A 21,786-nucleotide genomic window follows, 5' to 3' on the forward strand; every position below is an offset into this window, starting at 1 on the left:
TAACAGGAGGGAGAAGCACCATGAACAAGTACACAACAACGAAGCGTAGCAACCAACCGATTGCGCTTGTGGAAAATGTAGGAAACGATAGTGAAGAGAAGGTATTAAAACAGCTGGAACAGATGCATGAGCAGCTTTTGCTATTGCCGTGGAAATCACATCGTGCGCAAAAGGCAAATGATCAAACGTACACACTTGAACTATTTGAAAAAGAAAATCAAACGGGTCATCTCGTTTATCGTGTAGAAGTCAAGCAACAAACGAATGATGCGGAAGTTCCATTGCCGGTGGCCGCGGGGTTGACGTATTTCGACAATGGCCAGCCAAATTCCGCTAATTAAAGATCTAAGTGTTTTTATTTGATCATTGTACTAGGTCTATGCTAAGGTTAATATGTGCTTCAAATATTGGTAAGCGCTAGACCACCTTTTGTTTGACCCTACCAAGTAAACCGTCCAGCCTAGGGCGGTTTTTTCTTATTTTACCTAGTAAGCAAATCGAAGTGGGTAGCAAAATTCATAATTTCACATACCATAGATGAAATTAATCGTTTATTCTTACTATTTTAAAGGGAAGAGTAACTTAAAGCATTCCATGTGGAGAAGGAGTGAAAAGGTCATGCTTTTACGATTGATTTTTAGTGCCCTTGGTGGCGTTATTTTAATACTTGTTGTATACACTTTACTTGATTTGCTGTCATTGAACTTTGAAACTGCTCAAACAATTTTACTAGGATTTATCGTAGGCTGGTTACTTCTTATTTATGTCGAATTGCACAAAATCTCTACATCAATGAACAAACAGTAAACATTGGAGTTGAAGGAATGAACATTTCATACAGTAAAAGCAAAACGTTACCCCGTGCAGACGTGCTCGCTCTTTATAAAGATGCAGGCTGGACGGAATATACGAAAGATATATCCACTCTAATGGCTGGAATCGAACAATCATTAGCGATCGTTTCAGCATGGCACGAAAACCGATTAATCGGTTTTGTACGAATCGTAGGTGATGGAGAAACGATCGTTTATATCCAAGATCTTCTCGTATTACAAGCGTACCAGCATTCAGGAATAGGGTCATCACTGCTAACTAAAGTGATTAACGACTTCAAGCACGTGCGACAACTCGTATTGTTAACCGACGATGAACCAGCGGTGCGTTCCTTTTACGAAAAGCATGCATTCACGTCTTGTGATCAAGGAAGTTTAGTCGCATTTGCCAAACTAAATCATAGGGAGAGGTGAGCAGCTTGCTCGGTGTGTTAAAGAGGCATTGGCTGAAAATTATTATCGTGTATAGCATCTTTTTCAGCGTGAGCATGCCAATCTTTTTTTGGGTTCCTTCGCCTAGTAATACATTCGTTCATATACTATTGTCAATCGTTGCATTTTCCATTGTCATCATGTGGGCAAGGAAGAGCAGGAATCATGAACAGTGGGTATAATAACGCATACAATTATAGAGGGAAGTTATAAGGCAAGTTATCGAATGAAAAATTCGAACAATCATTCTTAACTAGGAGTGTAAAATAGAACTTGACGTCTAAAGCAGGGTTTGGGAGGGGCATCTGATGATTGATGCAAAGCGTGAACCAGTCAGTGTAGAGTTTCCATTGAGAGGGGAGTGGTATTGTCCAAACACACCAGGCAATAAAATTCCAAGTCACGGCACGAATCGATTTGGATCAAGGTATGCGTATGATTTCGTTCAAGTAGATTGGAAACGAAAGGGTCGGCCAGCCTATCGAACGAATTTTGGGCAGTATTTATTTTTTGGTGTGCCAATAGAGAACTATTATTGTTGGGGTCAAGAAGTGTTTGCTCCTTGTGACGGAATCGTTGTTAAAGCAGAGGACGGGTGTAAAGAGCGAAGACGAAGTGGCTTTCAGATCTGCGTAACGCTCATAAAAATGCTCGTAATTTTAATCCGAAGGAAAATGACATTCAATCCGTTGCTGGTAACTATATCACTATAGGGTAAAGGTAGCATCTGACGATCTTGCCGCCATTTCTCCTTAAACCACACTTAAGTAGTAACGCCACTCAAAATAAAGCATTGAGCTAGGAGCTCTGTTCGCTCGATCAACGAAAATGCGACGTGCCTCAACACCCCTTTCCAACATTTTGTGTAACTGAAGCTGTTCATTCTGTTCTTTAGTGTTTACCCGTATGTATCCATAAGTAGCAACCATGTTTCCTCCCACTTATATTTTTGCTACCCTCATTGTACGTTTCCTGTTTATCAAGGTAAACGGTAAACATAAACGTTTATAAATGTTTTTAACCATATTTATAAACATGATATGCCGCATTTTGATCAATGCGTTCTTCCTTTCCTTAAAGGCATACTTTTATAAACGTTGGCAGAGATCTATTACTGAATAGGAGCATATAACGAAAAGTTGTGATTACTTCGCCCATTGACATTCTTAGTACAACAGTATAGTATGAATATACAAATTTGAATATACAAAGGTGATATTATGGCGAAATTATTGGTTCTCGCTTTATTAGGATACAACCGATGTCAGGATACGATATTAAAGAAACACTGAAAAGTATGGATGCTGAACGATGGAGTGGACTACTTATTGGGTCAATTTATAATGCGCTCAATAAACTGGAAAAAGAAGGATACATTGAAGTCAGCCATATTGAACAAACTGGCCATCGCCAGAAAGCAATTTATGCAATTACAAATAGAGGAAAGGAATATGAAAAGCAACTCACAAAAGAAGCGTTAGAAAAACCATTGAATCCATACCCTACACAATTGTATTCTGGATTTTCTTTTATGGAAAAGTTGGATAGAGATGAAGCACTTGCAGCATTGCGAAGGCAACAAAAAAAATTTGGAAGAAGAGCAAGAAATAGTATCTTATGGATTAAAAGTAAAAAAAGAGAACCTCTCCTCTTTTGCCTTGCTTGTTTTTGAACACATGTTTGAAACCATAAAGCTACAACAAAAATATATTAATAAAGCGATCAAGTTACTTTAAAAAGAAAACGAATCAATTGGAATAAATCTATTTTGGCTTATGTTATTTGAATGAAAAATTTGGAGGTAATATGAAATACTTTAAACTAGTCATTTTTACTATCTTGATGTTACTTGTCACTTGGCTATTATTCATAGTAACTGAGAATCCAATATTTAATTTTAATATTTTTGATAACACTGTTTTAAATAATCATTTAAACTATCAACTTAGTGGATTAATCGTAGCGGCTTTAGCTTTATTATTGATTTACATATTTGCGGATAAAATTAAATTGGGTTATTTAAATTTTAATCGTAAGGGCAAGATGAAACCTTCATTTTTATTAGGCGAAGGAAAATGGGAACACGATGCTTTGGGTATAGGCATAATAATGGTAGCTATCATGGGAGTGGTAGCATTTTTACAAACGTATGCGGTAGGGTTTGATTTTAGCTTAGTAGCTTTATTAATGGTTATTCCATTAGCAGCAACAAACGCTTTTATTGAAGAAGTAATTTTTAGACTTCCGTATGTGACAATGGGAGATAATGAAACAAATTCTTCTCTATATGGTTTAATTATGGGATCTGCTATATTTGGAATTATCCATTATTGGGGTGTTGCCCCGAATGGAATATTTGGTGTGTTAATATCAGCGTATTTAGGATATTTCTTAGCGAAGTCTATTCAAGAAACAAAAGGATTCTATTGGGCTTTTATGATACACTTTATGCTCGATGTAGTAATTTTGATATTTATATTTAATGTTGCTACATAGTCAACAATTTGAACACACTGGCCATCGTCAGGAAGCAATTTATGCAATTACAAATAGAGGAAAGGTATACGAAAAGCAACTCATAAAAGAAGTGTTAGAAAAGCCATTGAATCCGTACCCTACGCAATTATATTCTGGATTTTCTTTTGTCGATAAGTTGGATAGAGATGAAGCACTTGTATCATTGCGAAAGCAGCAAGAAAAGAAGCTTAAAAGTGAATGCTCTCCATTTACGCTTCTCGTTTTTGAACACATCTTTAAATCCATAAAGCTATAAAAAATATATTGATAAATCGATCAAGTTACTGGAAAAAACAAAACGTACCTACTTATTCCCTGTGCCAGGGAATTTAAAAATAATTTTATAGTCAAAATTGAATATACAATATTAATTGAGGAGGGAATGTTAGATAACATCAGTTCACTCGGTCTTCAGCTAGCTATGCGAATGCGTTATTGAGGAATAACATTGAAGCTCAATCAAAAATTGAGAGGAATGAAACTTTTAGAATAACAGAAAAAGAACTTGTTGAAATCTTAATATTACTACCAGCTGAAAGACAATTAATAAACAATAAAAGGAATACAACATGCCTTGGCTTTGCTGTGCTTTTGAAATATTTTCAACAGGAAGCACGATTCCCTAGGGATCCGTCCACATTCTATTTCGTGTTGTTGCGTTCATAGCAAAACAGCTCTTACCGCACAGCCATTTCAGAACTATCACGTATGTTAGAGTTCCGTTTTAGTGTTTTTGCTGCATTCGTGCATTTCCAGACCGGGTCAGTACAAGTATCAGCTGGTCAGCGAGTAAATCAAGGAGAATTGATTGGTAGAGTCGGACATTCTGGTAACTCCTTTGCTCCACATTTACATTTTTAATTAATGGATCACGATGACATAGCTATTGCAAACGGATTACCGTGCGTGTTTGAATACTACGAGCGATTCGAAAATGGGTTATGGGAAACAGTAAACAATAAACAATGGAATTCCAACACGTAAGGATAGAATAAGATTCATGGGTGTTGGTGGAGTAGATTAAAGGTATTCTTCCTCTAAGTCAAGTAGTTCTTGAATTTCTAACCAGCTCTCTTCAGATAGTTGGTAAAATTGCTTTTCAGCGTCGGCCAAATGACCTCTGAGCAAGGTAGGTGTAGAACCACTATCTGTCCATAAAGAAATGCTCATAACCATTGTGGAGTATTGCCAGTCATTAACATGGATGACTATGTTTGGAGGCCCGTCAGGGGGTTCAGTTGCTTCATCAGCAGCATTGACGATGTTTTTAACCTCGTCAATGACCTTTTCTTCGCTAATCTCTTCATCGTGGAACACAATGGTATACGGGTCTTTGTAACTGCCAACAGCTAACGTTTCACCAGTAGAACTGCAGCCAATTAAAAGCAAGAATATAATCCCTAAACGAGTGAACTTGAGTATGATAATCGCGCCCCTTAATCAAAGTTCAAAGATGATTAATTATAGCATAAGTGAATATGATTTAGTGTCATGCCAATCCGGGTTTAGAACGTTAAGAATAGTATTAATATAAAAAGCTTACCTTCTAAATAAATTAGAAAGTGAGCTTTTTTAATTAAAGAATAGATAATTTAAAAATCATAATCAGTAGCACTTAAGTTTCTTGAATTATCATCACTACCCCAGTATGCTTTCATATCAACAATTTTACATGAGTCATCGAAGGTCATTACATCAATTGCATGAGTTTTAGAAATAATACCATTGACAGTTGTAACAAAAGAGAAAGCAACCGCAGCATAATTGCCATGAGATCCAACAATCGGTGCTTCAATTTTAGCCTCATCAATAACATCTACAGAGTATTTATACATCGTATCAATAGCTTCTCTACCTTCAACAACTCGACCTAAACCAAATGGATCTTGAATTTTTGCGTGATCTGAAAAAAGGGATGATAATAATTTTGCATCGCTATTGTGAAGTCCTTGTACGTAGTGCTGTAAAGCAGTTTTCATTTCTACTTGGGTTGGCATATCAATCACTCCATCGTAATTTTTAGTAGTTGATGACTGATCAACAGTTTATACTATAGTAATTGATGCACGATTAAACAATCGTTAATTCTCGATGATTTGTTCATTAGTGGACAAGCTTTTGTTAATTGTTGAATAAAAGGTGGCTAATCATGAAAAAAGTAGACCGCAGAATAAAAAAAATCAAAAGCAGCCATTCAAAAAGCTTTTATTGAACTGCTAGAAGAAAAGAACTTTGAGAAAATAACAATAAATGCTATTGCAGCTCGAGCAGATGTTAATCGAGGAACGTTGTACCTTCATTATCAAGATAAATATAATTTACTTGATCAAATCATCCAAGATTATTTGGGGCAGCTAAAGAGTAGTTGTATCCTCTCAAAAACAAATCAATCACTGTTTAATACTATAGATTCACTCTCGGCTATGTACAATTACTTCCATCAACACAAAGTGTTTTATTTGATGCTGTTAGAAAAGAGAGGGGCGCAAAGTTTTCGAGAACAACTTGTAAAAATGGTGGTTGAAGGTGAAAATTGGTATTTAGGGGACGGGAGTAGAAGCGTGTTAAAAACACAATTTCTTGCAAATGCGCTTGTAGGTGTCATCGAATGGTGGTTAATTCATGAATTTCCATTATCAACAGAAGAAATGGCACAGTACACATACGAAATGATTAACCATCAGTTAAAATCAACTTAGTAGAAGTGCAGCTAACTTGTATACAATCTAGCTAATGAAGCATGAAACTCCAAATCTCATGGTTCTTAATAATATATTATTACGTAAAATATAAATTTGACGTAATAAATTGCTTTTTTGAATCGGATCTTGTAAAATATGGTTATGAGGTGATCATTTGGAAAATCAGTCTAAGCAGCAAATGTACACGAAGCTTCAAACCCATGTTAAGGATCTTCCGTGGTTTGTTGAAGAATATGTTAATTATAAAAAACGAAAATTATCCGTAGCATCACTACTCAACTACGTACACGATTATAAAATCTTCTTTCATTGGCTAGTTACGGAAAATGATTATCCTGGTGACCTAAAGGAACTACCTCTTGAGTTGCTTGAATCAATGACCGTTCAAGAAGCCGAGCAATTTTTGACGTTTCTTCAATATGAATTGCAAAATAAAGAAGTGACTATTAATCGCAAGCTGTCTGGCTTAAAATCGCTTTTCAATTACCTTCAAAATATCGCTGAAACCCGTGATTTGCAGCCCTATTTAAAACGTAATGTGATGGCAAAGCTTGAATTTAATGATATTAAAGAGAGTATGGAAACGACGGCAAATAAAATGGAAGGAAACATCTTAATTGGTGATGAGTATGAAGAATTTCGCCAATTTGTTGCGTCTGAGTACGGGAAGCTTGTTACTGACAACAAAAAACTCGTTAATTTTCATTTAAGGAACCGCGAACGAGATACAGCGGTTGTGTCGCTCATTTTAGGTTCAGGCTTACGGCTTTCAGAAGTTGTTAATCTAAATGTTGATGATATTGATCATAGCAAATATACCGCACGAGTGATTCGTAAAGGGAACAAAGAACAATTCGTTTATTTCAGCAAACAAGCAAAAGCGGACTTAGATGACTATTTGCAAATTCGAGCACAGCGCTACAAAATCAAGCAAACGAACAAAGCGTTATTTGTCGCGGCGGCTATGGGCCCAAAAGGAACCCCAAGACGATTAACGGCACGCTCTATAGAGAAATTAGTTGAAAAGTATTCAACTGCTTTTGGCAAACCCTCATTATCTGTTCATAAATTACGGCATTCATTTGCAACGAGGTATCATAACGAAATTAATGATGTACCGAAGTTGCGACGTCAACTTGGCCATTCATCGATCCAAACGACGATGATTTATACGCACATTCATAACGATGATTTGAAAAATGCTGTAGATAGGATGGATTTGCCTAAAGATGATGAGTAATTTCATTTTGATTTACAATATATATATTATGTAAACTTAAGATCTTAGCAGTTTCATTGATGCAAACTGCTAAGTGTTTTTCTGAATATGAATGCCCTCTTCTTTTTGCCAATCCATATAGAGCACGTCGTAATAGTTATAAATGTTCCTCTCTTGTAAACGACTGAGTAACCATCGTTCATCAAAACCTGCTTGGCTTAGGTTATCCCATTCAACTTTGCCATCTGTTATGAATGAAATTGGCAATGAGACTTGCTTTTCAGGAACGTGTAAGTCGGCATTTGTTGGGGTTGCATACGTTGATTTTTGCAACACACTAACGGTACCGTCTGTTTCAAGAATGGCGTACGCAATATTTCGAATGGAAAATACATTCACCCGCCGTAATAATTGCTGCAATTGATTAATATCAAGCTTATTCTTTTTTAGTTCTAATCGATCTAATTGTCCGTCACGTACAATAATCGATGGTTTGCCTTCTAGAATGCTTCTCGTTCCTCTATATTTTTGCGTTGTCCATTCTAATAAATAGATGAGCCCACCCCAAACGCTTATTGAAAATAAAATAGATCCAATTCTAGCTTCCTCTTCATAAATAGCATTTCCGATTAAATCCCCAAGAATTAATGCAGAAATAAAATCAAACGGCGTTATTTGGCTAATGTCGCCTTCCCTAGCAGCTTTAACATGATGAGCAATGCTACGAATCCAACGATTAACTCTGAAGCTGTTTGTAATAGATTCATAAAATCCCTGCTTTTTATAAATCATTATCGTCAACAATGGATTGCTCTAAACGCATTGTTCTTATTATATAAATATACGGTATGTGAAATTCATGTAATGGGTGTTAAACTTTTCTGTAAAAAAATGGTTAAACGAGTTCACCTCCTTCTTCCCTTAATACAGTGCGTGAAATTTTAATTTTTACTTTTATGCTAAAAATTTGTTAATCTCAAGCTTACGTCTCGCCACTCCTTGTTCTCATCTTCATCGTTCGTTTTGACGACCCAATTCTTTGCCAAACTGGTATTTAATTGTCCGAGTTGATCTGAATGAATGGTAAAATCAATGAGGGCATCTTCGGATTGCTTGTAATCTACATCTTCTACCCAATTAAACTTCTCATGGAGCCACAACTTCAATCCTTTGAGTGTATTAAATTTAATTTCGTAACCTTCTTTTAACGCGAGTGCCGCATCTTCATCGTGCGTTTCCATGTATGAAAAGAAGTCTTTATAATCCATTCTTTCATCGGCTAACTGCCGCAAGAAATCGGTGTCTTTCTCTTGTAAGGCATTTTGCAACTCGATTTCGCTAGGCGTTTTACGATACGCATGTTCAAGCAAAATCGCGGTCATCTGTGAAAGCATCGTTTTTTGTACCAATTGGATTCCCCATTTCTATAATAGTAATCTTTTCCTTTGGCATACTTATTGTAACATGTTATAGTATATGAATGGTTTTTTGCTTTACCGCGTTTAAGTAATATAGTTTAGACTAGGAGCTTGCCTTATGCATCGAACTGCTTCAATACGAGGTTCATTTATCGTTTTAGCTATCATTCTTACCATCTTGTCTGTTGGCATCCTTTATTACGGGGTCTACCCGCATATCCCTATTCTTTTAGCGGCCATCGTGACGGCTACCTACGGTCTCATTGTGAAGCAACCTTGGCAGGATCTTGAACAACACATGATCCGAGCCATCTCACACGGGATTATCCCGATGCTCATTTTGTTACTTATCGGGATGTTAATTGGGGTTTGGGCGTTAAACGGAACGATCCAAACGATGACGTCATACGGACTAAACTTATTATCCCCTACATTCTTTTTAGCAGCTACGGTCGTTATTGTCGCCATTATTTCTACGATGGTTGGTAGCTCACTTAGCTCCATCGGGACCGTTGGCGTTTCATTTATGGGTATGGCGTATGGTATGGACATCGACCCAGCAATGACCGCCGGTGCAATCGTCAGTGGTGCAATATTTGGTGACAAATTATCCCCATTGTCTGACACGACGAATTTGGCTGCGGCTACGGCGAGGTAGATCTATTTGAACATATCCGCCATATGTTATGGACGACGATTCCTGCACTCATTATTACGATTATCATCTTTGGCCTGATAGGTTTTTTTATGTATGGAAGCCAAACTGGAGATGATAGAGAGATACAGTCGATGATTACCGTCTTAAATGATGAATTTACGATTCACCCGGTAACCTTGTTATCTCCTGCGGTCATTATTTTGCTTGCCATATGTAGAGTGAAGCCAATTCCTGCACTTGTTTTCGGACTCGTCGTAGCAGGACTTACGACGTTCTTTACGTCACCTGGCAGTGGGTTAGCTGATGTAATGGGAGCTGCTCATTCGGGATTTGAACCCGCTACGGGAAATGCAAACATCGATGATCTGTTAACGATTGGCGGACTTGAACACATGTTGTTCGGTGTTTCACTTATTATGATTTCCCTTGCATTTGGAGGTTTGATTCACGCATAGGTATTGCCGACGCATGATCAAAGGCATCCAATCTTTTTTACGAACGCGTGGAAATACGATTCTTTCTACGATGCTGTCTTGCTTCGGTATTAATCTCGTTACTGGCGAACAGTACTTGTCAATCATTTTGCCTGGACAGACGTATAAGCAAGTTTACGCTCACCATCAGTTGCATCCAAAGAATTTAAGCCGAACACTAGAGGACGGCGGAACGATTCTTCATCCTCTCGTCCCTTGGGGGATTATTGGCGCGTATGTAATGACGACGCTTAATGTCGGCGTGGATTATGTATTTTTTGTTTTCCTTAGCCTTGTCACTCCGATCATTGCATTGTTTTATGCTTATACTGGATTTACACTTCAAGAACGAGATGAGGATGATCAGTAATTGCATACTGATCATCTGTTTTTTGATTAACATCGACTCTTCTGTAGGATATAATGACACAAAGGGGTGAACTTATTGGCGTACATACATACTCGCTATTCTTCGTTTTTGGAGCAGCGCACCTCTATTCGTATACTGTTAAAAGAAATTCACGAAGCCGCTCATCATACCGGTGTTACGAGCAGCGAGCCAATCATCATCGGAGCAGAACCGATATCAACGTATGTGTTCAATGGTGAAGCGCATCAAGAGTTTTGCCGGGTTACGATTGACTTGGACCGTTCATATGATGATTCACAGTTGCAAAAACTAGGAGAACAGGTCACATCTGCCATTACTAATCAACTTCAGCCAGTATTACAAACGACTTCTTTACATATTAGCGTGAAAATTGTTGGCTTCTCCCCTGTTTTTTATTTTTCTAGTTAATTACAGTACGTGAAATTATGATTTTTTCCTTTTTGAGCACTTTTTGTTGGATTGACAAACTCCCCTGCCGTCTATACAACAAGGCCATAAACTGAATACGGTACGTGAAATTAACAGATGCACAATAATCTGTGCCCCTTTTATATAAAGAGGCACCCATTTGTTAACTTCCTTGTTCTTGTAATCGTTCATCATGTGATGACACACCCGCGAATGCATTCGCTTCTGGCGTAATGTACGTCTTCACCGCGTTGACTGCTAATGCTGCATCGGTAAATGCACCGGCGATCAGCGGCAATTTCCCTGGGTGTCCAGAAATGTCACCTGCAGTAAATATTCCTGGTGCACAGGTTTGCATCGACGATTCGGTCGGAATTCTCATCTCTTCAAGCACAAGTCCCTCTGGTGCTTGATCCATAAATGAAAGATCAATATCATAACCATGATTCACAATGAGTGCGTCGATTTTTCGCCGTTCGCATTGCCTGCTTTCGCAATGTTCAATTTCTATCTCTTCTACACGACAGTTGTTACTGCACCCGGTAAGGCCTTTTACTTGAAACGGTGTCATCACTTGAACGTTCGATTGCCGCATTTGTTGAACGAATTTTTCATGACCGCCAAATTCATCACGACGGTGGATGACCGTGACGCTTTTCGCAATTGGTTCAATTTCATTCGCCCAATCGACCGCCGAATTCCCCCCACCTGAAATCATCACATCTTTATTACGAAAACGTTCAATGTCGGTCACCGCATAAAGCAAATTGTCTTGTTCATATTGCTCTGCTCCGTGTATCGTTAACTTTGCTTGCCGAAGTATGCCGTAACCTGATGCAATGATGATTGCTTTAGAGCGATGAGTTGATCGATTCGTTTTAATGAGGAAGTTCCCGTCTTTTTCACGAGAGAAATCGACGACTTGTTCTCCTAAAACAATGTGTGGCGAAAATGTTTTCGCTTGCCCAATGAGATGAGCAATCACTTGCTTCCCTTTCGTTGGAGGCAGACCGCCAATGTCCCAAATCGTTTTTTCTTTAAACACATTTAGTTTGCCACCTAAATGGTCTTCCGCTTCGATAATTTTCGTTTTGAGATCGCGCATACCGCTGTAAAATGCGCTGTACAGTCCAGCAGGCCCGCCACCAATAATTGTCACATCATACAGTTCCATCGCTACTCGCCTCCTGTTCTTAACAGATCATAACTTAAACAAAATGGCTTATTTGTTCGAGGGTCCAAAACGACATCAGCATCAATATGAAAAACGTCTTTCAGCACTTGTTTTTGCATGACTTCCTCAGGTGAACCTGCTTGCATAATCGCTCCTTGTTTCAAAGCAACCATATAATCTGCAAAGCGTGCAGCGTGGTTCAGGTCATGAATGACCATGACAATCGTTCTTCTTTTTGTTTCATTCAGTGTCTTTAATACTTGCAACACTTCTAGTTGGTGAGCGAGGTCTAAATATGTCGTTGGCTCATCTAACAATAAAACTTCCGTTTCTTGCGCCAGAGCCATCGCAATCCACACTCTTTGCCTTTGGCCACCTGACAATGCTTCAATTTCTCGATCTTTAAACGTTTCCATTCCTGTTTGCTCGAGTGCGTGTTCAATGACATGATGATCTTCACCGGTAAGTGAACGCACCCCGCTCTGATGAGGATATCTCCCGTAGGCGACCAACTCTTTCACTTTCAAACCCGCAGGCGCTTCTGGGGATTGCGGCAATACCGCCATTTTTTTCGCAACTTGTTTTGTCGGTTCCCTATGAATCGCTTTTCCATCAAGGTATACAGCGCCACTTGAAGGCTTTAGTATTCTCGCCATCGTCTTTAGTATGGTCGATTTCCCACAACCATTCGGGCCAATAATCGTCGTAATCTGACCTGCGGGTATCGATAGATGAAGCTGTTTTACGATATCCACCTTGTCATAACGGACCGACATTGCTTCTGCTTGTAATACAGTCATATGGATCCCTTCCTTATCATGCGGTTTTCATAAGCAAATAGAGAAAATAAGGTGCCCCAATCATGGCTACGATAATACCTACCGGTATTTCAGACGGGGATAACACGTTTCTTGCGATCATATCTGAGAACAATAAGAAAAAAGCACCGACCAATGCAGCCACTGGAATCATTACCCCATGTCTTGGGCCTACGAGCCTTCTCGCAATGTGGGGAGCAACGAGACCGATAAAGGAAATCGCTCCACCTGCAGCGACCGAAGCTCCTGCTAAACCTACCGCAAAAACGAGTAAACGCCGCCTCACTGGTTCCACCCGAACGCCTAAAGATACAGATGAAGCATCGCCTAACCGCATCACATTTAACGTATTGGCATCCCGTAAAACGAGAAGCATTAACACGAATAACCAAGGGAAGATGGCAAGGACGTACGTCCAACTTGAACCCCAAATATTTCCTGTCAACCAGATGGTCGCTTGCATAAAGTCGTTTGGATTCATGCGTAATTGGAACACAATGAGCAACGCCATAAACCTGCGTTAATACCAATGCCGACTAACACTAACCGAACCGGCGTAACCCCTTGCTTCCAAGCAATTGTATAAATGAGAAAAGCGGCTACGAGCGCTCCTAGAAAGGCAAATAATGGCAACATATAAATGGACCAGCCTAAGTCTGCATAAGAACCTTGAAAGAAGTAAATGAACAGCACAATCGCAAGCCCTGCACCGGCATTTATTCCTAAAATTCCGGGGTCGGCAAGGTCATTTCTTGAAAGGGCTTGAAGAATTGCACCTGAAACAGCTAAACCTGCACCGACAAGAATGGCCAGCACCATTCTTGGTAAACGAAATTGGAACAACACGAGTTCCTGCTGTGAGCTACCTAAACCGAAAAACGTTTGAAACACTTCAGCGGGCGACATCGTAAATGTTCCAAGCGTCATGCTTATAAGAAACGTTGATACAATAAAGATCAAAAGAACAGAAATGATCATGGTTCGTCGCTTTTGCATAATTAGACGCCCCTCCCCTCTCGTCTAGCAAGATAGAGGAAGAATGGAACCCCAACGAGGGCTGTAATCGCACCTACAGGCGTTTCATAGGGGGCGTTGACCATTCTTGCTATAATATCTGAAACGAGTAGTAATAAACTACCTAATACCGCGGATGCCGGTATGACAAACCGATAATCCATACCGGTTAGCGCCCTTGTAATATGAGGAATTACAAGGCCTATAAAACCAATGGTTCCCGCTGCTGCCACCGCTGCACCTGTCATTAACATAACACTCACAATCCCAAGAACACGGACGACCGCTGTTCTTTGACCTAACCCTCTTGCCACATCCGCGCCTAAGCTCAAAATTGTAATTGATTTAGCAAGAAAAAGAGCGATGAGTAGACCAATGAGGCACGCCGGAACAATAAGCTGAAGCGTTCGCCAATCCATGCTGGCAAGACCACCAGCGAACCAAAAACTAATGTCTTGAGCAACGTCAAAGTAAATCGCAATTCCTGAAGATATTGCACTTAAAAACGCGCCAATTGTGACTCCTGCCAACGCTAACTTGGCTGGGGTCAGTCCTCCTTTTGCAAGTGTTCCGACTAAGAAGACGAGCACTGTACCGACACCTGCACCGATAAATGAAGCAAACAACAATCCAACGTACGGCACAGCAGTAAAAAAGGCAAACATAATGGCAAGAGCAAGGGCAGCACCGTCCGTAATCCCAATAATCGACGGTTCTGCTAATGCATTTCTCGTCATTCCTTGCATTACCGCCCCAGAGACCGCGAGAACCGATCCGATGACAATCGCGCCTAATACACGTGGAATGCGAATTTCTCGTATAATTTGATGTTCAGTAAGAGACGGATCAAAATAAAAAATCGCGTCCCAAACGACCGCTGGTGTAATCGAGGCCGCTCCAAATGTAAGTGATAGTATCGTTGCGAAGAAAAGGAGTACTGTGCCTAGCAGAAAGACGATTGTAAATGTTGCTCGTTTTTTTGGCGCTGATTGCTTCATTTTGTCACTACCTATTGAGATTTAAATCCATAATCATTTCTGTAAAAAGTGGGATCTGGCCACGAATTGAGATCGGGTCATACGGATAAAATGTATCAAAATCATTGATCACGACACGGTCGTTTTCGACCGCATCTAACCCTTGCCATACAGACGAGTCCACAAAAAAATCTAACGATTGGTGACTTCCTTCTGGGTCATAGCTCGTAACAAACATCACATCTGCACCGTAGTCAGGAATTGCTTCTCTGGACAATTGTAGCACGTCCTCTTCTTCCATCACGTCTTGTGCGATTGATTGTGGGGCAGGCAATTCAAGTGCATCGTAAATGACTTGTCCTCCCCTTCCAAAATTTTCACCGAAAACATACAGTTCTTGTTGATTCGTCACTTCATACAACCCAAATGTCTCATCGCCATTCAAATGATCTTCTAGCTCCGCTCTTGCTTCTCTAGCTTCTTGCTCATACCCTTCTAGAAATTCAGCAGCGGCTTCTTCGTTATTCATCAGAGATCCAAACAGTTCTGTTACCCCTTCAATCGATGTCGCTGTATTATAAGGAATGTAAACTGTTGGTGCAATTTCTCGTAATTGTTCCAAGTCTCATCATACATGACAACAATTAAGTCTGGATCCAACTCTAAAACGCGTTCAACATCAATCGGCTCGCCTATATTTTCAGTGCTTGCGAGTTGATCTTCAAGGAATGGATTGTCAAAAGCAGTCGTTGTCGCACCTACAACTTCAGCGTCAACAGCAAGCAACTCTCCTGCATAATAATCGGTCACGACACGCTCCGGGTTGGCAGGCACATCATAGGAGGTGTCTCCAATCTCAACCGACCGCATACTTTCTTCGTTTTCACTTTTCGCACCGTCTGAACATCCCATTAAAACAATTCCACATAACGCTAAGCACAGTGTTTTTTTCATCATACTCCCCCTATTCCCCGAGAATATGAGCGGCAACATCATCGATGGTTTGGCGATTCGCTTGATAACCATTGTATAACCAACTACCGTCAGGATCGACTTCAAACACTTGATCTTGGTCGACAGCAGGAATGTTTGACCACACATCTTCTGTCATGAGTGCTTCACTGCTTTCACCATCACTGTTGACGAGAAAAATATAATCAGCATCTAATTCAGCAAGTGCTTCTCGAGACAGCTCATTCCAATGCGCCTCCGCATCGGCTGGGATATTCGCAATGGCATTCGCAGGCTCTAAGTCTAAATCATCAAACAGTACTGTACCACTTGCCACACTCGGTGCAACAATGAAGTATGTGCCGTTTGTTAGCCATAGTGCGGCGACTTTGTCACTGCCTACCTCACTCATCAACTCTTCTCTCACTTCATCTACATGGGCTTCATATTCCTCAATCGTTTCATTGGCAGCTTGTTCCTCACCGAGTACCTCACCGACTTCTAACAGTGCCGCTCGCCAGTCATTTTCAGTGTCGCTGCTGAGAACATATGTCGGAGCAATTTGATCGTATTGGCTGTACTCTCCACCGCCAAGAGAAGCTGAATCTGGGACGATAATAAGGTCTGGATCTGCCTCAATGACAGACTCTAGTGGCAACTCAAAATCAATAAATGGAATATCCGTGAGCGATTCTTCTAGATAATCTTGATGACTGCTTCCATTCATAACCGACCATTGCACGACAGGGGTTTCACCTAATGTAAGTAATGGATCTTCTAAGTACGGGGCAATGATTCTCTCCGGCGAATCTGGAACTTGGACCTCGTTTCCTGCTCCATCTGTCATCGTTTGCGCTGATTCACTTGCATCAGAGTCTGCCGATCCGTTTCCGCAAGCTGACGTCAAAGCAACGGTTAGCAAAATGCCGCTCATATATGGATAAATTTTTTTCATAATTTCCTCCGTTTAATGAAATGTATTCTCAATCATAGTAAGTGATAATGATTATCACTGTCAATCTATATTTTGAAAATAAAGGAACCCGCTCACTAAAAACAGTAGAAATGAGCAAGTTCGCTCGCCTCACGGTCATCAAAAAAGGCGGGTAAGGATGTTCACTCATCCTTACCCGCCTTTATCAGCTCTTCTTATTCTTCCTCATCTTCTTGATTTACAGCTTCTACGTACTGAGCGACCGTCTCCGCCTCTTCGCCTTCAATAATATCTACAGGCATCGTGCCCGGTCCTTCCTCGATGGCAGTAACCACATCACGATACGGATATATCGTAATGTCTGGGCCGACGTCCCCTTCCATGTTTTGACCGTGGCAACTTAGGCAATGCTCTTCATAAAGTTGCTGCCCAGCGTCCATATCAACCGTCGCTTCTTCTGATCCATCATCGTCTCCACACGCAGCCAAAACGAGAAGACTTCCAACTAGGATCGAACTGATCTTTTTCATGTGTGTATCCTCCTCGTCAGTTAAAAAGTAAGTATATGGGAGGAATACCCTTTTTCATCATGAAGTAACCCTACATCCTAGAAAACAATCGTTTTATTATCATTCACCATAACACGGTCTTCCACATGCCATTTTAATGCGCGAATGAGTACACTTCTTTCAACGATCCGACCGTTCTTTTTTAAGTCATCAACCGTCTCGGTGATTGACTCGTTTAATATCTTGTTCAATAATCGGACCTTCATCTAAATCATTCGTCACATAATGGGACGTGGCTCCAATGAGCTTCACCCCTCGTTCATAGGCACGATCGTACGGTTTTGCTCCTACAAATGCAGGTAAAAATGAATGGTGGATGTTAATAATCCGCTGATCGTATTGCTCGACAAAATCGGGAGTGAGAATTTGCATATAACGCGCGAGCACGACCACATCAATCTCATACTGTTTTAGAAGGTTCAATTGTTCTTTTTCGCTTTGTTCACGGTTGTCTCTAGATGCTGGAATATGCACGAAAGGAATATCAAATGATTCGACGAACTCCCGAGCACTAGGATGATTACTAATTACGACAGGTATTTCAATGGGAAGATCTCCATTTTCCCACTCCAATAGAATTTCACGTAAACAATGAAGCTCTTTTGAAACAAAAATCGCCGCGCGTTTTAATTGTTGTACATCTGTTAACGTCCACTTCATCTGGAACGTCTGTCCGATCGCTTCAAGGTCTTTTTTTATGTTCACTTTATGCGCCTGAAGATCTGCGCATTCAAACTCGATGCGCATAAAGAATTTCCCTCCATGGGGATCGGTGGAATACTGGTTGGATTCAATAATGTTCGCTTTATGATTTGCGAGTGTAGATGATACAGCTGATACAATACCAGGTTGGTCCTCACAGCTGATCAACAAGCGACCGCGGTTTTTATAAATGTCTTGGAGCTGTTCGTGTTTATTCATGTAAGCACTTCCTTTATCTAATCGGTTCCTTACTCTGTAAACCTTCGTTTACGAGCTGTAACATTTGTGACTTTTTATTTGCGTGACAAGCAATCAATTTTGGGCGACTCAGCATCTGAGAGACGTCACGACCGTCAAAATCAATGATCTCTCCTCTCGCTTCCTTTACCATTAACATGCCCGAGTATAGATCATATCCTTCAGAATCATAAAGAACTATGCCGTCTAGCTTTCCTTTTGCAAGCATGTTCCACACTAACGTCGGTGCCCACGTCCGAATCATTCGTTTGCAATACGTGTCAATGTGTTGGCGGAGTCAAACGGCTTCTCTCGTTCGCTGCACATGATGTCCTTGAATCCATGCAACAGATAGTTGCCGCAGCTCTTTTTCAGTACGTGTCATTGTAAACCGCTCATTGTTCACGTAAGACCCTTCGTCTTCGATTGCACAATACAATTGATCAACCATCGGTTCGTAGATGACCGACAACACTGCTTTCTTTTTATACATTAACGAAATGGATACGGAGAACAACGGCAAGTCTAACGCAAAGTTGTTCGTTCCATCAAGGGGATCAATGAGCCATAGCCATTCACTTTCGTAGCCGTTATCCCCAAATTCTTCACTTTGTATTTGATGAGTTGGAAACGTCTCCGTAATATGTTGGAGAATAATTCGCTCACATTCAAAATCGACATTCGTAACGAGGTCCCCATCGTTCCCTTTTTCATGAACAAAAGAAGGTTGCAAAAATTGACGTTTCATATAGTTTCCTGCTTCAAGCGCAGCGGCTATTGCCACGGATTTAGCTTCATTGATCATCCGGATTCCCCTCACCATTCTTTTATCGTTGTTCCCCATCGCTCATTTAATACGTGAACAAATGCCTGCTCGTTACGACTCGTGGATGATATTTTAGAAGAAATGAACGAGAACATTCGCTGCATCTTCACTGCATCAAGCGGGATGACAACGAGCGTCCCTCGTTCAACGTCTTGTTGAATGACGTGTTTCGATAAAATGGATAACCCTAAATTCCTCATGACTGCTTCTTTAACGCCTTGGTTACTTCCGATTGTCGTCACCGATTTAGGTTGGATGTGATGTTTAAATAAAAACTCATCAAAATAGTTACGCGTCCCAGACCCTCGTTCCCTCATCACCCATGCTTGTCCGTAAAGATCTTGTATATCAATGGTAGCACGCGCCAACAATGGATGATGTCGACTTGCAGCAATTCTGAGTTCATCCTCCATGAAAGGCTGTACCCACACATCTTTATGCTCGGTTTTCCCTTCAATAAACCCGAATTCAACATCTAAATTTGCAACCTTCTGTACGATTTCTTCAGTATTGGCAATCGTGACTTCCACTTCAAGATTCGGAAAGTCAGTGTATACATCGTGCAACATATTCGGTACGAGGTATTCTCCAATTGAAAAGCTAGCTCCAATATGAAGCTTTCCTTGCACATGATTATGTAGTGTATCAATTTCTGTATGGATTTGCTCGTACAAAGCTAAGATTTGCTTTGCCCTTACGTATAACCGCTCACCCGTCGGTGTGAGCTTTACCGATTTTGACGATCGAATGAGAAGGGTCGTCCCGTACGTTTCCTCAAGCTTTTTTAGTGCGATGCTCACATTTGGTTGTGAAATCAACAATTTTTCAGCCGCTTTCGTAAAATGTTGCTCGTCAACAACAGTAACAAAAATCTTGAGTCGTTCATCTACCATCTACAACTCCCCATTCATTAAGATTTATAATGATAAGCATTATAATTATGTATTTCATTTATCATCAATCTTTATGTACAGTAATGAGGAAAGGAGCGAAACTCGTGCATTACATAAAAGGAATTCTACTCACACTCGCACTTACATTAATCGCGCTGCTCCTTAGTCAATGGGGGTTACTGTCCATTATCGGACCGCTCGTTTTAGCGTTATTTATCGGTATGTTATACCGATCAATCTTCGGTTTGCAAAACGAGTGTCAGTCTGGCGTAACACTTAGCACAAAGATCCTGCTTAAAATCGGCATCGTATTCCTTGGGTTTCGTCTTCACTTTGGCGACATTCTCTCCCTCGGAACTGAAACTTTGCAGTTTGCGATTTTGGCGACTGTCGTCGGATTTATCGCCGTCATCATCCTTGTTATGATTACAAATACTGATCGCTCATCAGGCGTTCTTGTTGCATCAGGAACCGCTATTTGCGGGGCAGCGGCCATTGGGGCCGTGAGCACGCAAATGAACGTCCGCCAAACTGAAGTCGCCACAGCAGTGGCCATTATTTCAATGACCGGCACACTGTTTACGCTATTGCTCATCGTAAGTTACCCGTTATTAAGTATGACAGACAGCCAATACGGCATGCTTGCTGGCGGTGTCTTACATGAAATTGCCCACGTTGCAGCAGCTGGAGCAAGAGGGACTTCAGAAGCACTTGATCATGCACTCGTTGTTAAATTGACCCGTGTACTATTGCTCATCCCTTTGCTACTCATCCTCGCCTTTGTTTTTCAGAAGTCAAACAGAAATAGCCAACCTATTGGCAAGTTCCCGATTCCTTGGTTTGTATTCGGCTTTCTATTCACAAGTGCCATTCATACGACAGGGATTTTGCCGACAGCTATGTCTGAGATTTTCGTGCAAATCGCGTACGTATTGATCGGTATGGCAATGGCAGGGTTTGGTCTACAAGTGAGCATCGGTTCACTAAAACACGGCAAACGCTTATTCTTGATTTGCATCCTTGCTTCGCTCGTCTTGTTCGTATTTGGGTATGTTTATGTCACAATCTTACTATAAGTGTTTCGTACAATTATAAACTGAACACGTCCAACGTTCATCTATCTTCGAAACATAGCTTACCGACGTATTGTCTAAAGGTAACCGATCATTCGTTTCCGTCATGCTCTCAATTAAAAGTCTGAGCAGTGTTCCGTGAGCGACGATTAGTACACGCTCACCAGGATGGTTGTTTACAATATCAGCGATCGCGAGCAACCCACGTCGGGCAGCCGCTTCAGCAGATTCCATTTGCAAGTCTTTGTCTCGCCAGTTTGTTCCCCACCGCTCGATTCGCTCGGCTTCAGTCGTTCCTTCGATCAAACCTCCACCGATTTCGCGTAAACGCTCGTCCGTGTGGATCGGGCGAGGCAAATGATCGCCACTCGCAATGTCTGCGGTTTGATAGGCGCGCCTTAGATCACTGGCGTACACGTGGTCCCATTGTTCATCACGGAGTCGTTCTCTTAAGCGTTCAGCTGTAACGATCCCTTCTTCATCCAAAGGAATATCAGAACTTCCTTGTGCCCGCCCTGTATGATTCCACGCTGTCCGACCGTGTCGAATAAATCCAATTGTCGTCAC

The 21,786-nt window shown here is 40.8% G+C and carries 27 protein-coding genes and 4 pseudogenes; 13 read left to right on the top strand and 18 right to left on the bottom strand.

Annotated features, from left to right (window positions below):
* Nucleotides 1–20: 20 nt before the first annotated feature.
* The 3 genes from JCM19037_RS00310 (at nucleotide 21) to JCM19037_RS00325 (ending at nucleotide 1,978) form a co-directional block, all read left to right on the top strand.
* On the top strand, nucleotides 21–341 hold the full coding sequence (locus tag JCM19037_RS00310) for a hypothetical protein (protein WP_042396634.1): 321 nt from the start codon (nucleotides 21–23) through the stop codon (nucleotides 339–341).
* A 483-nt stretch (nucleotides 342–824) separates the two neighbouring features.
* A complete protein-coding gene (locus JCM19037_RS00320) occupies nucleotides 825–1,247 on the top strand; it encodes a GNAT family N-acetyltransferase (protein ID WP_042396639.1) in 423 nt (140 codons plus the stop codon).
* 326 nt (nucleotides 1,248–1,573) lie between these two features.
* Complete coding sequence (locus tag JCM19037_RS00325) at nucleotides 1,574–1,978, top strand: hypothetical protein (RefSeq protein ID WP_052363381.1); 405 nt, start codon at nucleotides 1,574–1,576, stop codon at nucleotides 1,976–1,978.
* A gap of 96 nt (nucleotides 1,979–2,074) precedes the next feature.
* On the opposite strand, the pseudogene JCM19037_RS26355 reads toward JCM19037_RS00325, so the two are convergent.
* Nucleotides 2,075–2,194: pseudogene (locus JCM19037_RS26355) on the bottom strand (recombinase family protein); the annotation flags it as partial.
* A gap of 332 nt (nucleotides 2,195–2,526) precedes the next feature.
* Here JCM19037_RS26355 and JCM19037_RS00330 point away from each other — a divergent pair.
* The 3 genes from JCM19037_RS00330 to JCM19037_RS29760 all read left to right on the top strand — a co-directional run bounded on the left by JCM19037_RS00330 (nucleotide 2,527) and on the right by JCM19037_RS29760 (nucleotide 4,643).
* Complete coding sequence (locus JCM19037_RS00330; RefSeq protein ID WP_052363382.1) at nucleotides 2,527–2,937, top strand: PadR family transcriptional regulator; 411 nt, start codon at nucleotides 2,527–2,529, stop codon at nucleotides 2,935–2,937.
* A gap of 134 nt (nucleotides 2,938–3,071) precedes the next feature.
* On the top strand, nucleotides 3,072–3,761 hold the full coding sequence (locus JCM19037_RS00335; protein WP_042396642.1) for a type II CAAX prenyl endopeptidase Rce1 family protein: 690 nt from the start codon (nucleotides 3,072–3,074) through the stop codon (nucleotides 3,759–3,761).
* A 729-nt stretch (nucleotides 3,762–4,490) separates the two neighbouring features.
* Nucleotides 4,491–4,643 carry a M23 family metallopeptidase gene (locus JCM19037_RS29760; protein WP_202963208.1) on the top strand — a complete coding sequence of 51 codons (153 nt, stop codon included), beginning with the start codon at nucleotides 4,491–4,493 and terminating at the stop codon, nucleotides 4,641–4,643.
* Nucleotides 4,644–4,802: 159 nt separating this feature from the next.
* Here the strand turns inward: JCM19037_RS29760 and JCM19037_RS00345 are convergent, their stop codons facing one another.
* Both JCM19037_RS00345 and JCM19037_RS00350 read right to left on the bottom strand, forming a co-directional pair.
* Nucleotides 4,803–5,171, bottom strand: coding sequence for a hypothetical protein (locus JCM19037_RS00345; RefSeq protein ID WP_042396645.1), 369 nt, complete (start codon nucleotides 5,169–5,171; stop codon nucleotides 4,803–4,805).
* A 203-nt stretch (nucleotides 5,172–5,374) separates the two neighbouring features.
* Nucleotides 5,375–5,779 carry a nuclear transport factor 2 family protein gene (locus tag JCM19037_RS00350; RefSeq protein WP_042396646.1) on the bottom strand — a complete coding sequence of 135 codons (405 nt, stop codon included), beginning with the start codon at nucleotides 5,777–5,779 and terminating at the stop codon, nucleotides 5,375–5,377.
* Nucleotides 5,780–6,037: 258 nt separating this feature from the next.
* Here JCM19037_RS00350 and JCM19037_RS25375 point away from each other — a divergent pair, with 258 nt between their 5' ends.
* Together JCM19037_RS25375 and xerS are read left to right on the top strand one after the other, a co-directional pair.
* Nucleotides 6,038–6,481, top strand: a complete 444-nt coding sequence (locus tag JCM19037_RS25375) for a TetR/AcrR family transcriptional regulator C-terminal domain-containing protein (protein ID WP_373900134.1) — start codon at nucleotides 6,038–6,040, stop codon at nucleotides 6,479–6,481.
* A gap of 157 nt (nucleotides 6,482–6,638) precedes the next feature.
* The gene (gene xerS / locus JCM19037_RS00360; RefSeq protein ID WP_042396653.1) at nucleotides 6,639–7,724 is read left to right on the top strand and encodes a tyrosine recombinase XerS; all 1,086 of its coding nucleotides are present in this window, start codon (nucleotides 6,639–6,641) and stop codon (nucleotides 7,722–7,724) included.
* 69 nt (nucleotides 7,725–7,793) lie between these two features.
* On the opposite strand, the pseudogene JCM19037_RS00365 reads toward xerS, so the two are convergent.
* Both JCM19037_RS00365 and JCM19037_RS21695 read right to left on the bottom strand, forming a co-directional pair.
* Nucleotides 7,794–8,470: pseudogene (locus tag JCM19037_RS00365) on the bottom strand (DUF421 domain-containing protein).
* Nucleotides 8,471–8,662: 192 nt separating this feature from the next.
* Nucleotides 8,663–9,112, bottom strand: a complete 450-nt coding sequence (locus JCM19037_RS21695) for a hypothetical protein (protein ID WP_052363385.1) — start codon at nucleotides 9,110–9,112, stop codon at nucleotides 8,663–8,665.
* Between the two features lie 127 nt (nucleotides 9,113–9,239).
* Here JCM19037_RS21695 and JCM19037_RS26360 point away from each other — a divergent pair, with 127 nt between their 5' ends.
* The 4 genes from JCM19037_RS26360 to JCM19037_RS00380 all read left to right on the top strand — a co-directional run bounded on the left by JCM19037_RS26360 (nucleotide 9,240) and on the right by JCM19037_RS00380 (nucleotide 11,051).
* Nucleotides 9,240–9,779 carry a Na+/H+ antiporter NhaC family protein gene (locus tag JCM19037_RS26360; RefSeq protein ID WP_052363386.1) on the top strand — a complete coding sequence of 180 codons (540 nt, stop codon included), beginning with the start codon at nucleotides 9,240–9,242 and terminating at the stop codon, nucleotides 9,777–9,779.
* Between the two features lie 23 nt (nucleotides 9,780–9,802).
* On the top strand, nucleotides 9,803–10,234 hold the full coding sequence (locus JCM19037_RS27995) for a Na+/H+ antiporter NhaC family protein (RefSeq protein WP_052363387.1): 432 nt from the start codon (nucleotides 9,803–9,805) through the stop codon (nucleotides 10,232–10,234).
* A 13-nt stretch (nucleotides 10,235–10,247) separates the two neighbouring features.
* The gene (locus tag JCM19037_RS28000) at nucleotides 10,248–10,622 is read left to right on the top strand and encodes a Na+/H+ antiporter NhaC family protein (protein ID WP_052363388.1); all 375 of its coding nucleotides are present in this window, start codon (nucleotides 10,248–10,250) and stop codon (nucleotides 10,620–10,622) included.
* Nucleotides 10,623–10,697: 75 nt separating this feature from the next.
* A complete protein-coding gene (locus tag JCM19037_RS00380) occupies nucleotides 10,698–11,051 on the top strand; it encodes a hypothetical protein (RefSeq protein WP_042396655.1) in 354 nt (117 codons plus the stop codon).
* 163 nt (nucleotides 11,052–11,214) lie between these two features.
* On the opposite strand, the gene JCM19037_RS00385 is transcribed toward JCM19037_RS00380, so the two are convergent.
* From JCM19037_RS00385 to JCM19037_RS00430, 12 genes and pseudogenes are all read right to left on the bottom strand, one after another.
* Nucleotides 11,215–12,225 carry an NAD(P)/FAD-dependent oxidoreductase gene (locus tag JCM19037_RS00385; protein WP_042396657.1) on the bottom strand — a complete coding sequence of 337 codons (1,011 nt, stop codon included), beginning with the start codon at nucleotides 12,223–12,225 and terminating at the stop codon, nucleotides 11,215–11,217.
* Between the two features lie 2 nt (nucleotides 12,226–12,227).
* Nucleotides 12,228–13,025, bottom strand: coding sequence for an ABC transporter ATP-binding protein (locus JCM19037_RS00390; protein ID WP_042396659.1), 798 nt, complete (start codon nucleotides 13,023–13,025; stop codon nucleotides 12,228–12,230).
* Between the two features lie 16 nt (nucleotides 13,026–13,041).
* Nucleotides 13,042–14,039: pseudogene (locus JCM19037_RS00395) on the bottom strand (FecCD family ABC transporter permease).
* Nucleotides 14,040–14,041: 2 nt separating this feature from the next.
* Nucleotides 14,042–15,055 (bottom strand): iron ABC transporter permease, encoded by a 1,014-nt coding sequence (locus tag JCM19037_RS00400; RefSeq protein ID WP_042396662.1) that lies wholly within the window; start codon nucleotides 15,053–15,055, stop codon nucleotides 14,042–14,044.
* Between the two features lie 7 nt (nucleotides 15,056–15,062).
* The gene (locus tag JCM19037_RS23830) at nucleotides 15,063–15,656 is read right to left on the bottom strand and encodes an ABC transporter substrate-binding protein (protein ID WP_081828948.1); all 594 of its coding nucleotides are present in this window, start codon (nucleotides 15,654–15,656) and stop codon (nucleotides 15,063–15,065) included.
* A complete protein-coding gene (locus JCM19037_RS23835; RefSeq protein ID WP_081828949.1) occupies nucleotides 15,584–15,988 on the bottom strand; it encodes a hypothetical protein in 405 nt (134 codons plus the stop codon). The genes JCM19037_RS23830 and JCM19037_RS23835 overlap by 73 nt, the downstream gene beginning before the upstream one ends.
* Before the next feature lie 10 nt (nucleotides 15,989–15,998).
* Nucleotides 15,999–16,940, bottom strand: a complete 942-nt coding sequence (locus tag JCM19037_RS00410; RefSeq protein ID WP_042396665.1) for an ABC transporter substrate-binding protein — start codon at nucleotides 16,938–16,940, stop codon at nucleotides 15,999–16,001.
* Nucleotides 16,941–17,134: 194 nt separating this feature from the next.
* The gene (locus tag JCM19037_RS00415; protein WP_042396668.1) at nucleotides 17,135–17,449 is read right to left on the bottom strand and encodes a cytochrome c; all 315 of its coding nucleotides are present in this window, start codon (nucleotides 17,447–17,449) and stop codon (nucleotides 17,135–17,137) included.
* A 77-nt stretch (nucleotides 17,450–17,526) separates the two neighbouring features.
* A pseudogene (purU, locus tag JCM19037_RS00420) lies at nucleotides 17,527–18,409 on the bottom strand (formyltetrahydrofolate deformylase).
* A gap of 13 nt (nucleotides 18,410–18,422) precedes the next feature.
* The gene (locus tag JCM19037_RS24770; RefSeq protein WP_152548873.1) at nucleotides 18,423–18,692 is read right to left on the bottom strand and encodes a hypothetical protein; all 270 of its coding nucleotides are present in this window, start codon (nucleotides 18,690–18,692) and stop codon (nucleotides 18,423–18,425) included.
* A gap of 33 nt (nucleotides 18,693–18,725) precedes the next feature.
* Nucleotides 18,726–19,232: an inositol monophosphatase family protein gene (locus JCM19037_RS24775; protein ID WP_193744616.1), complete on the bottom strand. Its 507-nt coding sequence runs from the start codon at nucleotides 19,230–19,232 to the stop codon at nucleotides 18,726–18,728.
* A gap of 11 nt (nucleotides 19,233–19,243) precedes the next feature.
* Nucleotides 19,244–20,146: a LysR family transcriptional regulator gene (locus tag JCM19037_RS00430; RefSeq protein ID WP_042396671.1), complete on the bottom strand. Its 903-nt coding sequence runs from the start codon at nucleotides 20,144–20,146 to the stop codon at nucleotides 19,244–19,246.
* 104 nt (nucleotides 20,147–20,250) lie between these two features.
* On the opposite strand from JCM19037_RS00430, the gene JCM19037_RS00435 reads away from it, so the two are divergent.
* Nucleotides 20,251–21,222, top strand: a complete 972-nt coding sequence (locus tag JCM19037_RS00435) for a YeiH family protein (protein WP_052363389.1) — start codon at nucleotides 20,251–20,253, stop codon at nucleotides 21,220–21,222.
* Here JCM19037_RS00435 and JCM19037_RS00440 read toward each other — a convergent pair.
* Nucleotides 21,217–21,786, bottom strand: coding sequence for a histidine phosphatase family protein (locus JCM19037_RS00440; RefSeq protein WP_042396674.1), 570 nt, complete (start codon nucleotides 21,784–21,786; stop codon nucleotides 21,217–21,219). The two genes, JCM19037_RS00435 and JCM19037_RS00440, sit on opposite strands and share 6 nt — an antisense overlap.

It is taken from the genome of Geomicrobium sp. JCM 19037, from assembly GCF_000698105.1.
GTDB lineage: Bacteria > Bacillota > Bacilli > Bacillales > Marinococcaceae > Geomicrobium_A.

What these genes read in the sequence shown, in the direction of transcription:
- JCM19037_RS00310 (WP_042396634.1), top strand. Translation starts at nt 21, where the DNA reads ATGAACAAGTACACAACAACGAAGCGTAGCAACCAACCGATTGCGCTT.
- JCM19037_RS00320 (WP_042396639.1), top strand. Translation starts at nt 825, where the DNA reads ATGAACATTTCATACAGTAAAAGCAAAACGTTACCCCGTGCAGACGTG.
- JCM19037_RS00325 (WP_052363381.1), top strand. Translation starts at nt 1,574, where the DNA reads ATGATTGATGCAAAGCGTGAACCAGTCAGTGTAGAGTTTCCATTGAGA.
- JCM19037_RS00330 (WP_052363382.1), top strand. Translation starts at nt 2,527, where the DNA reads ATGTCAGGATACGATATTAAAGAAACACTGAAAAGTATGGATGCTGAA.
- JCM19037_RS00335 (WP_042396642.1), top strand. Translation starts at nt 3,072, where the DNA reads ATGAAATACTTTAAACTAGTCATTTTTACTATCTTGATGTTACTTGTC.
- JCM19037_RS29760 (WP_202963208.1), top strand. Translation starts at nt 4,491, where the DNA reads ATGTTAGAGTTCCGTTTTAGTGTTTTTGCTGCATTCGTGCATTTCCAG.
- JCM19037_RS00350 (WP_042396646.1), bottom strand. Translation starts at nt 5,779, where the DNA reads ATGCCAACCCAAGTAGAAATGAAAACTGCTTTACAGCACTACGTACAA.
- JCM19037_RS26360 (WP_052363386.1), top strand. Translation starts at nt 9,240, where the DNA reads ATGCATCGAACTGCTTCAATACGAGGTTCATTTATCGTTTTAGCTATC.
- JCM19037_RS27995 (WP_052363387.1), top strand. Translation starts at nt 9,803, where the DNA reads ATGTTATGGACGACGATTCCTGCACTCATTATTACGATTATCATCTTT.
- JCM19037_RS28000 (WP_052363388.1), top strand. Translation starts at nt 10,248, where the DNA reads ATGATCAAAGGCATCCAATCTTTTTTACGAACGCGTGGAAATACGATT.
- JCM19037_RS00385 (WP_042396657.1), bottom strand. Translation starts at nt 12,225, where the DNA reads ATGGAACTGTATGATGTGACAATTATTGGTGGCGGGCCTGCTGGACTG.
- JCM19037_RS00390 (WP_042396659.1), bottom strand. Translation starts at nt 13,025, where the DNA reads ATGACTGTATTACAAGCAGAAGCAATGTCGGTCCGTTATGACAAGGTG.
- JCM19037_RS00400 (WP_042396662.1), bottom strand. Translation starts at nt 15,055, where the DNA reads ATGAAGCAATCAGCGCCAAAAAAACGAGCAACATTTACAATCGTCTTT.
- JCM19037_RS23835 (WP_081828949.1), bottom strand. Translation starts at nt 15,988, where the DNA reads ATGAAAAAAACACTGTGCTTAGCGTTATGTGGAATTGTTTTAATGGGA.
- JCM19037_RS00410 (WP_042396665.1), bottom strand. Translation starts at nt 16,940, where the DNA reads ATGAAAAAAATTTATCCATATATGAGCGGCATTTTGCTAACCGTTGCT.
- JCM19037_RS00415 (WP_042396668.1), bottom strand. Translation starts at nt 17,449, where the DNA reads ATGAAAAAGATCAGTTCGATCCTAGTTGGAAGTCTTCTCGTTTTGGCT.
- JCM19037_RS24770 (WP_152548873.1), bottom strand. Translation starts at nt 18,692, where the DNA reads ATGATTCGGACGTGGGCACCGACGTTAGTGTGGAACATGCTTGCAAAA.
- JCM19037_RS24775 (WP_193744616.1), bottom strand. Translation starts at nt 19,232, where the DNA reads ATGATCAATGAAGCTAAATCCGTGGCAATAGCCGCTGCGCTTGAAGCA.
- JCM19037_RS00430 (WP_042396671.1), bottom strand. Translation starts at nt 20,146, where the DNA reads ATGGTAGATGAACGACTCAAGATTTTTGTTACTGTTGTTGACGAGCAA.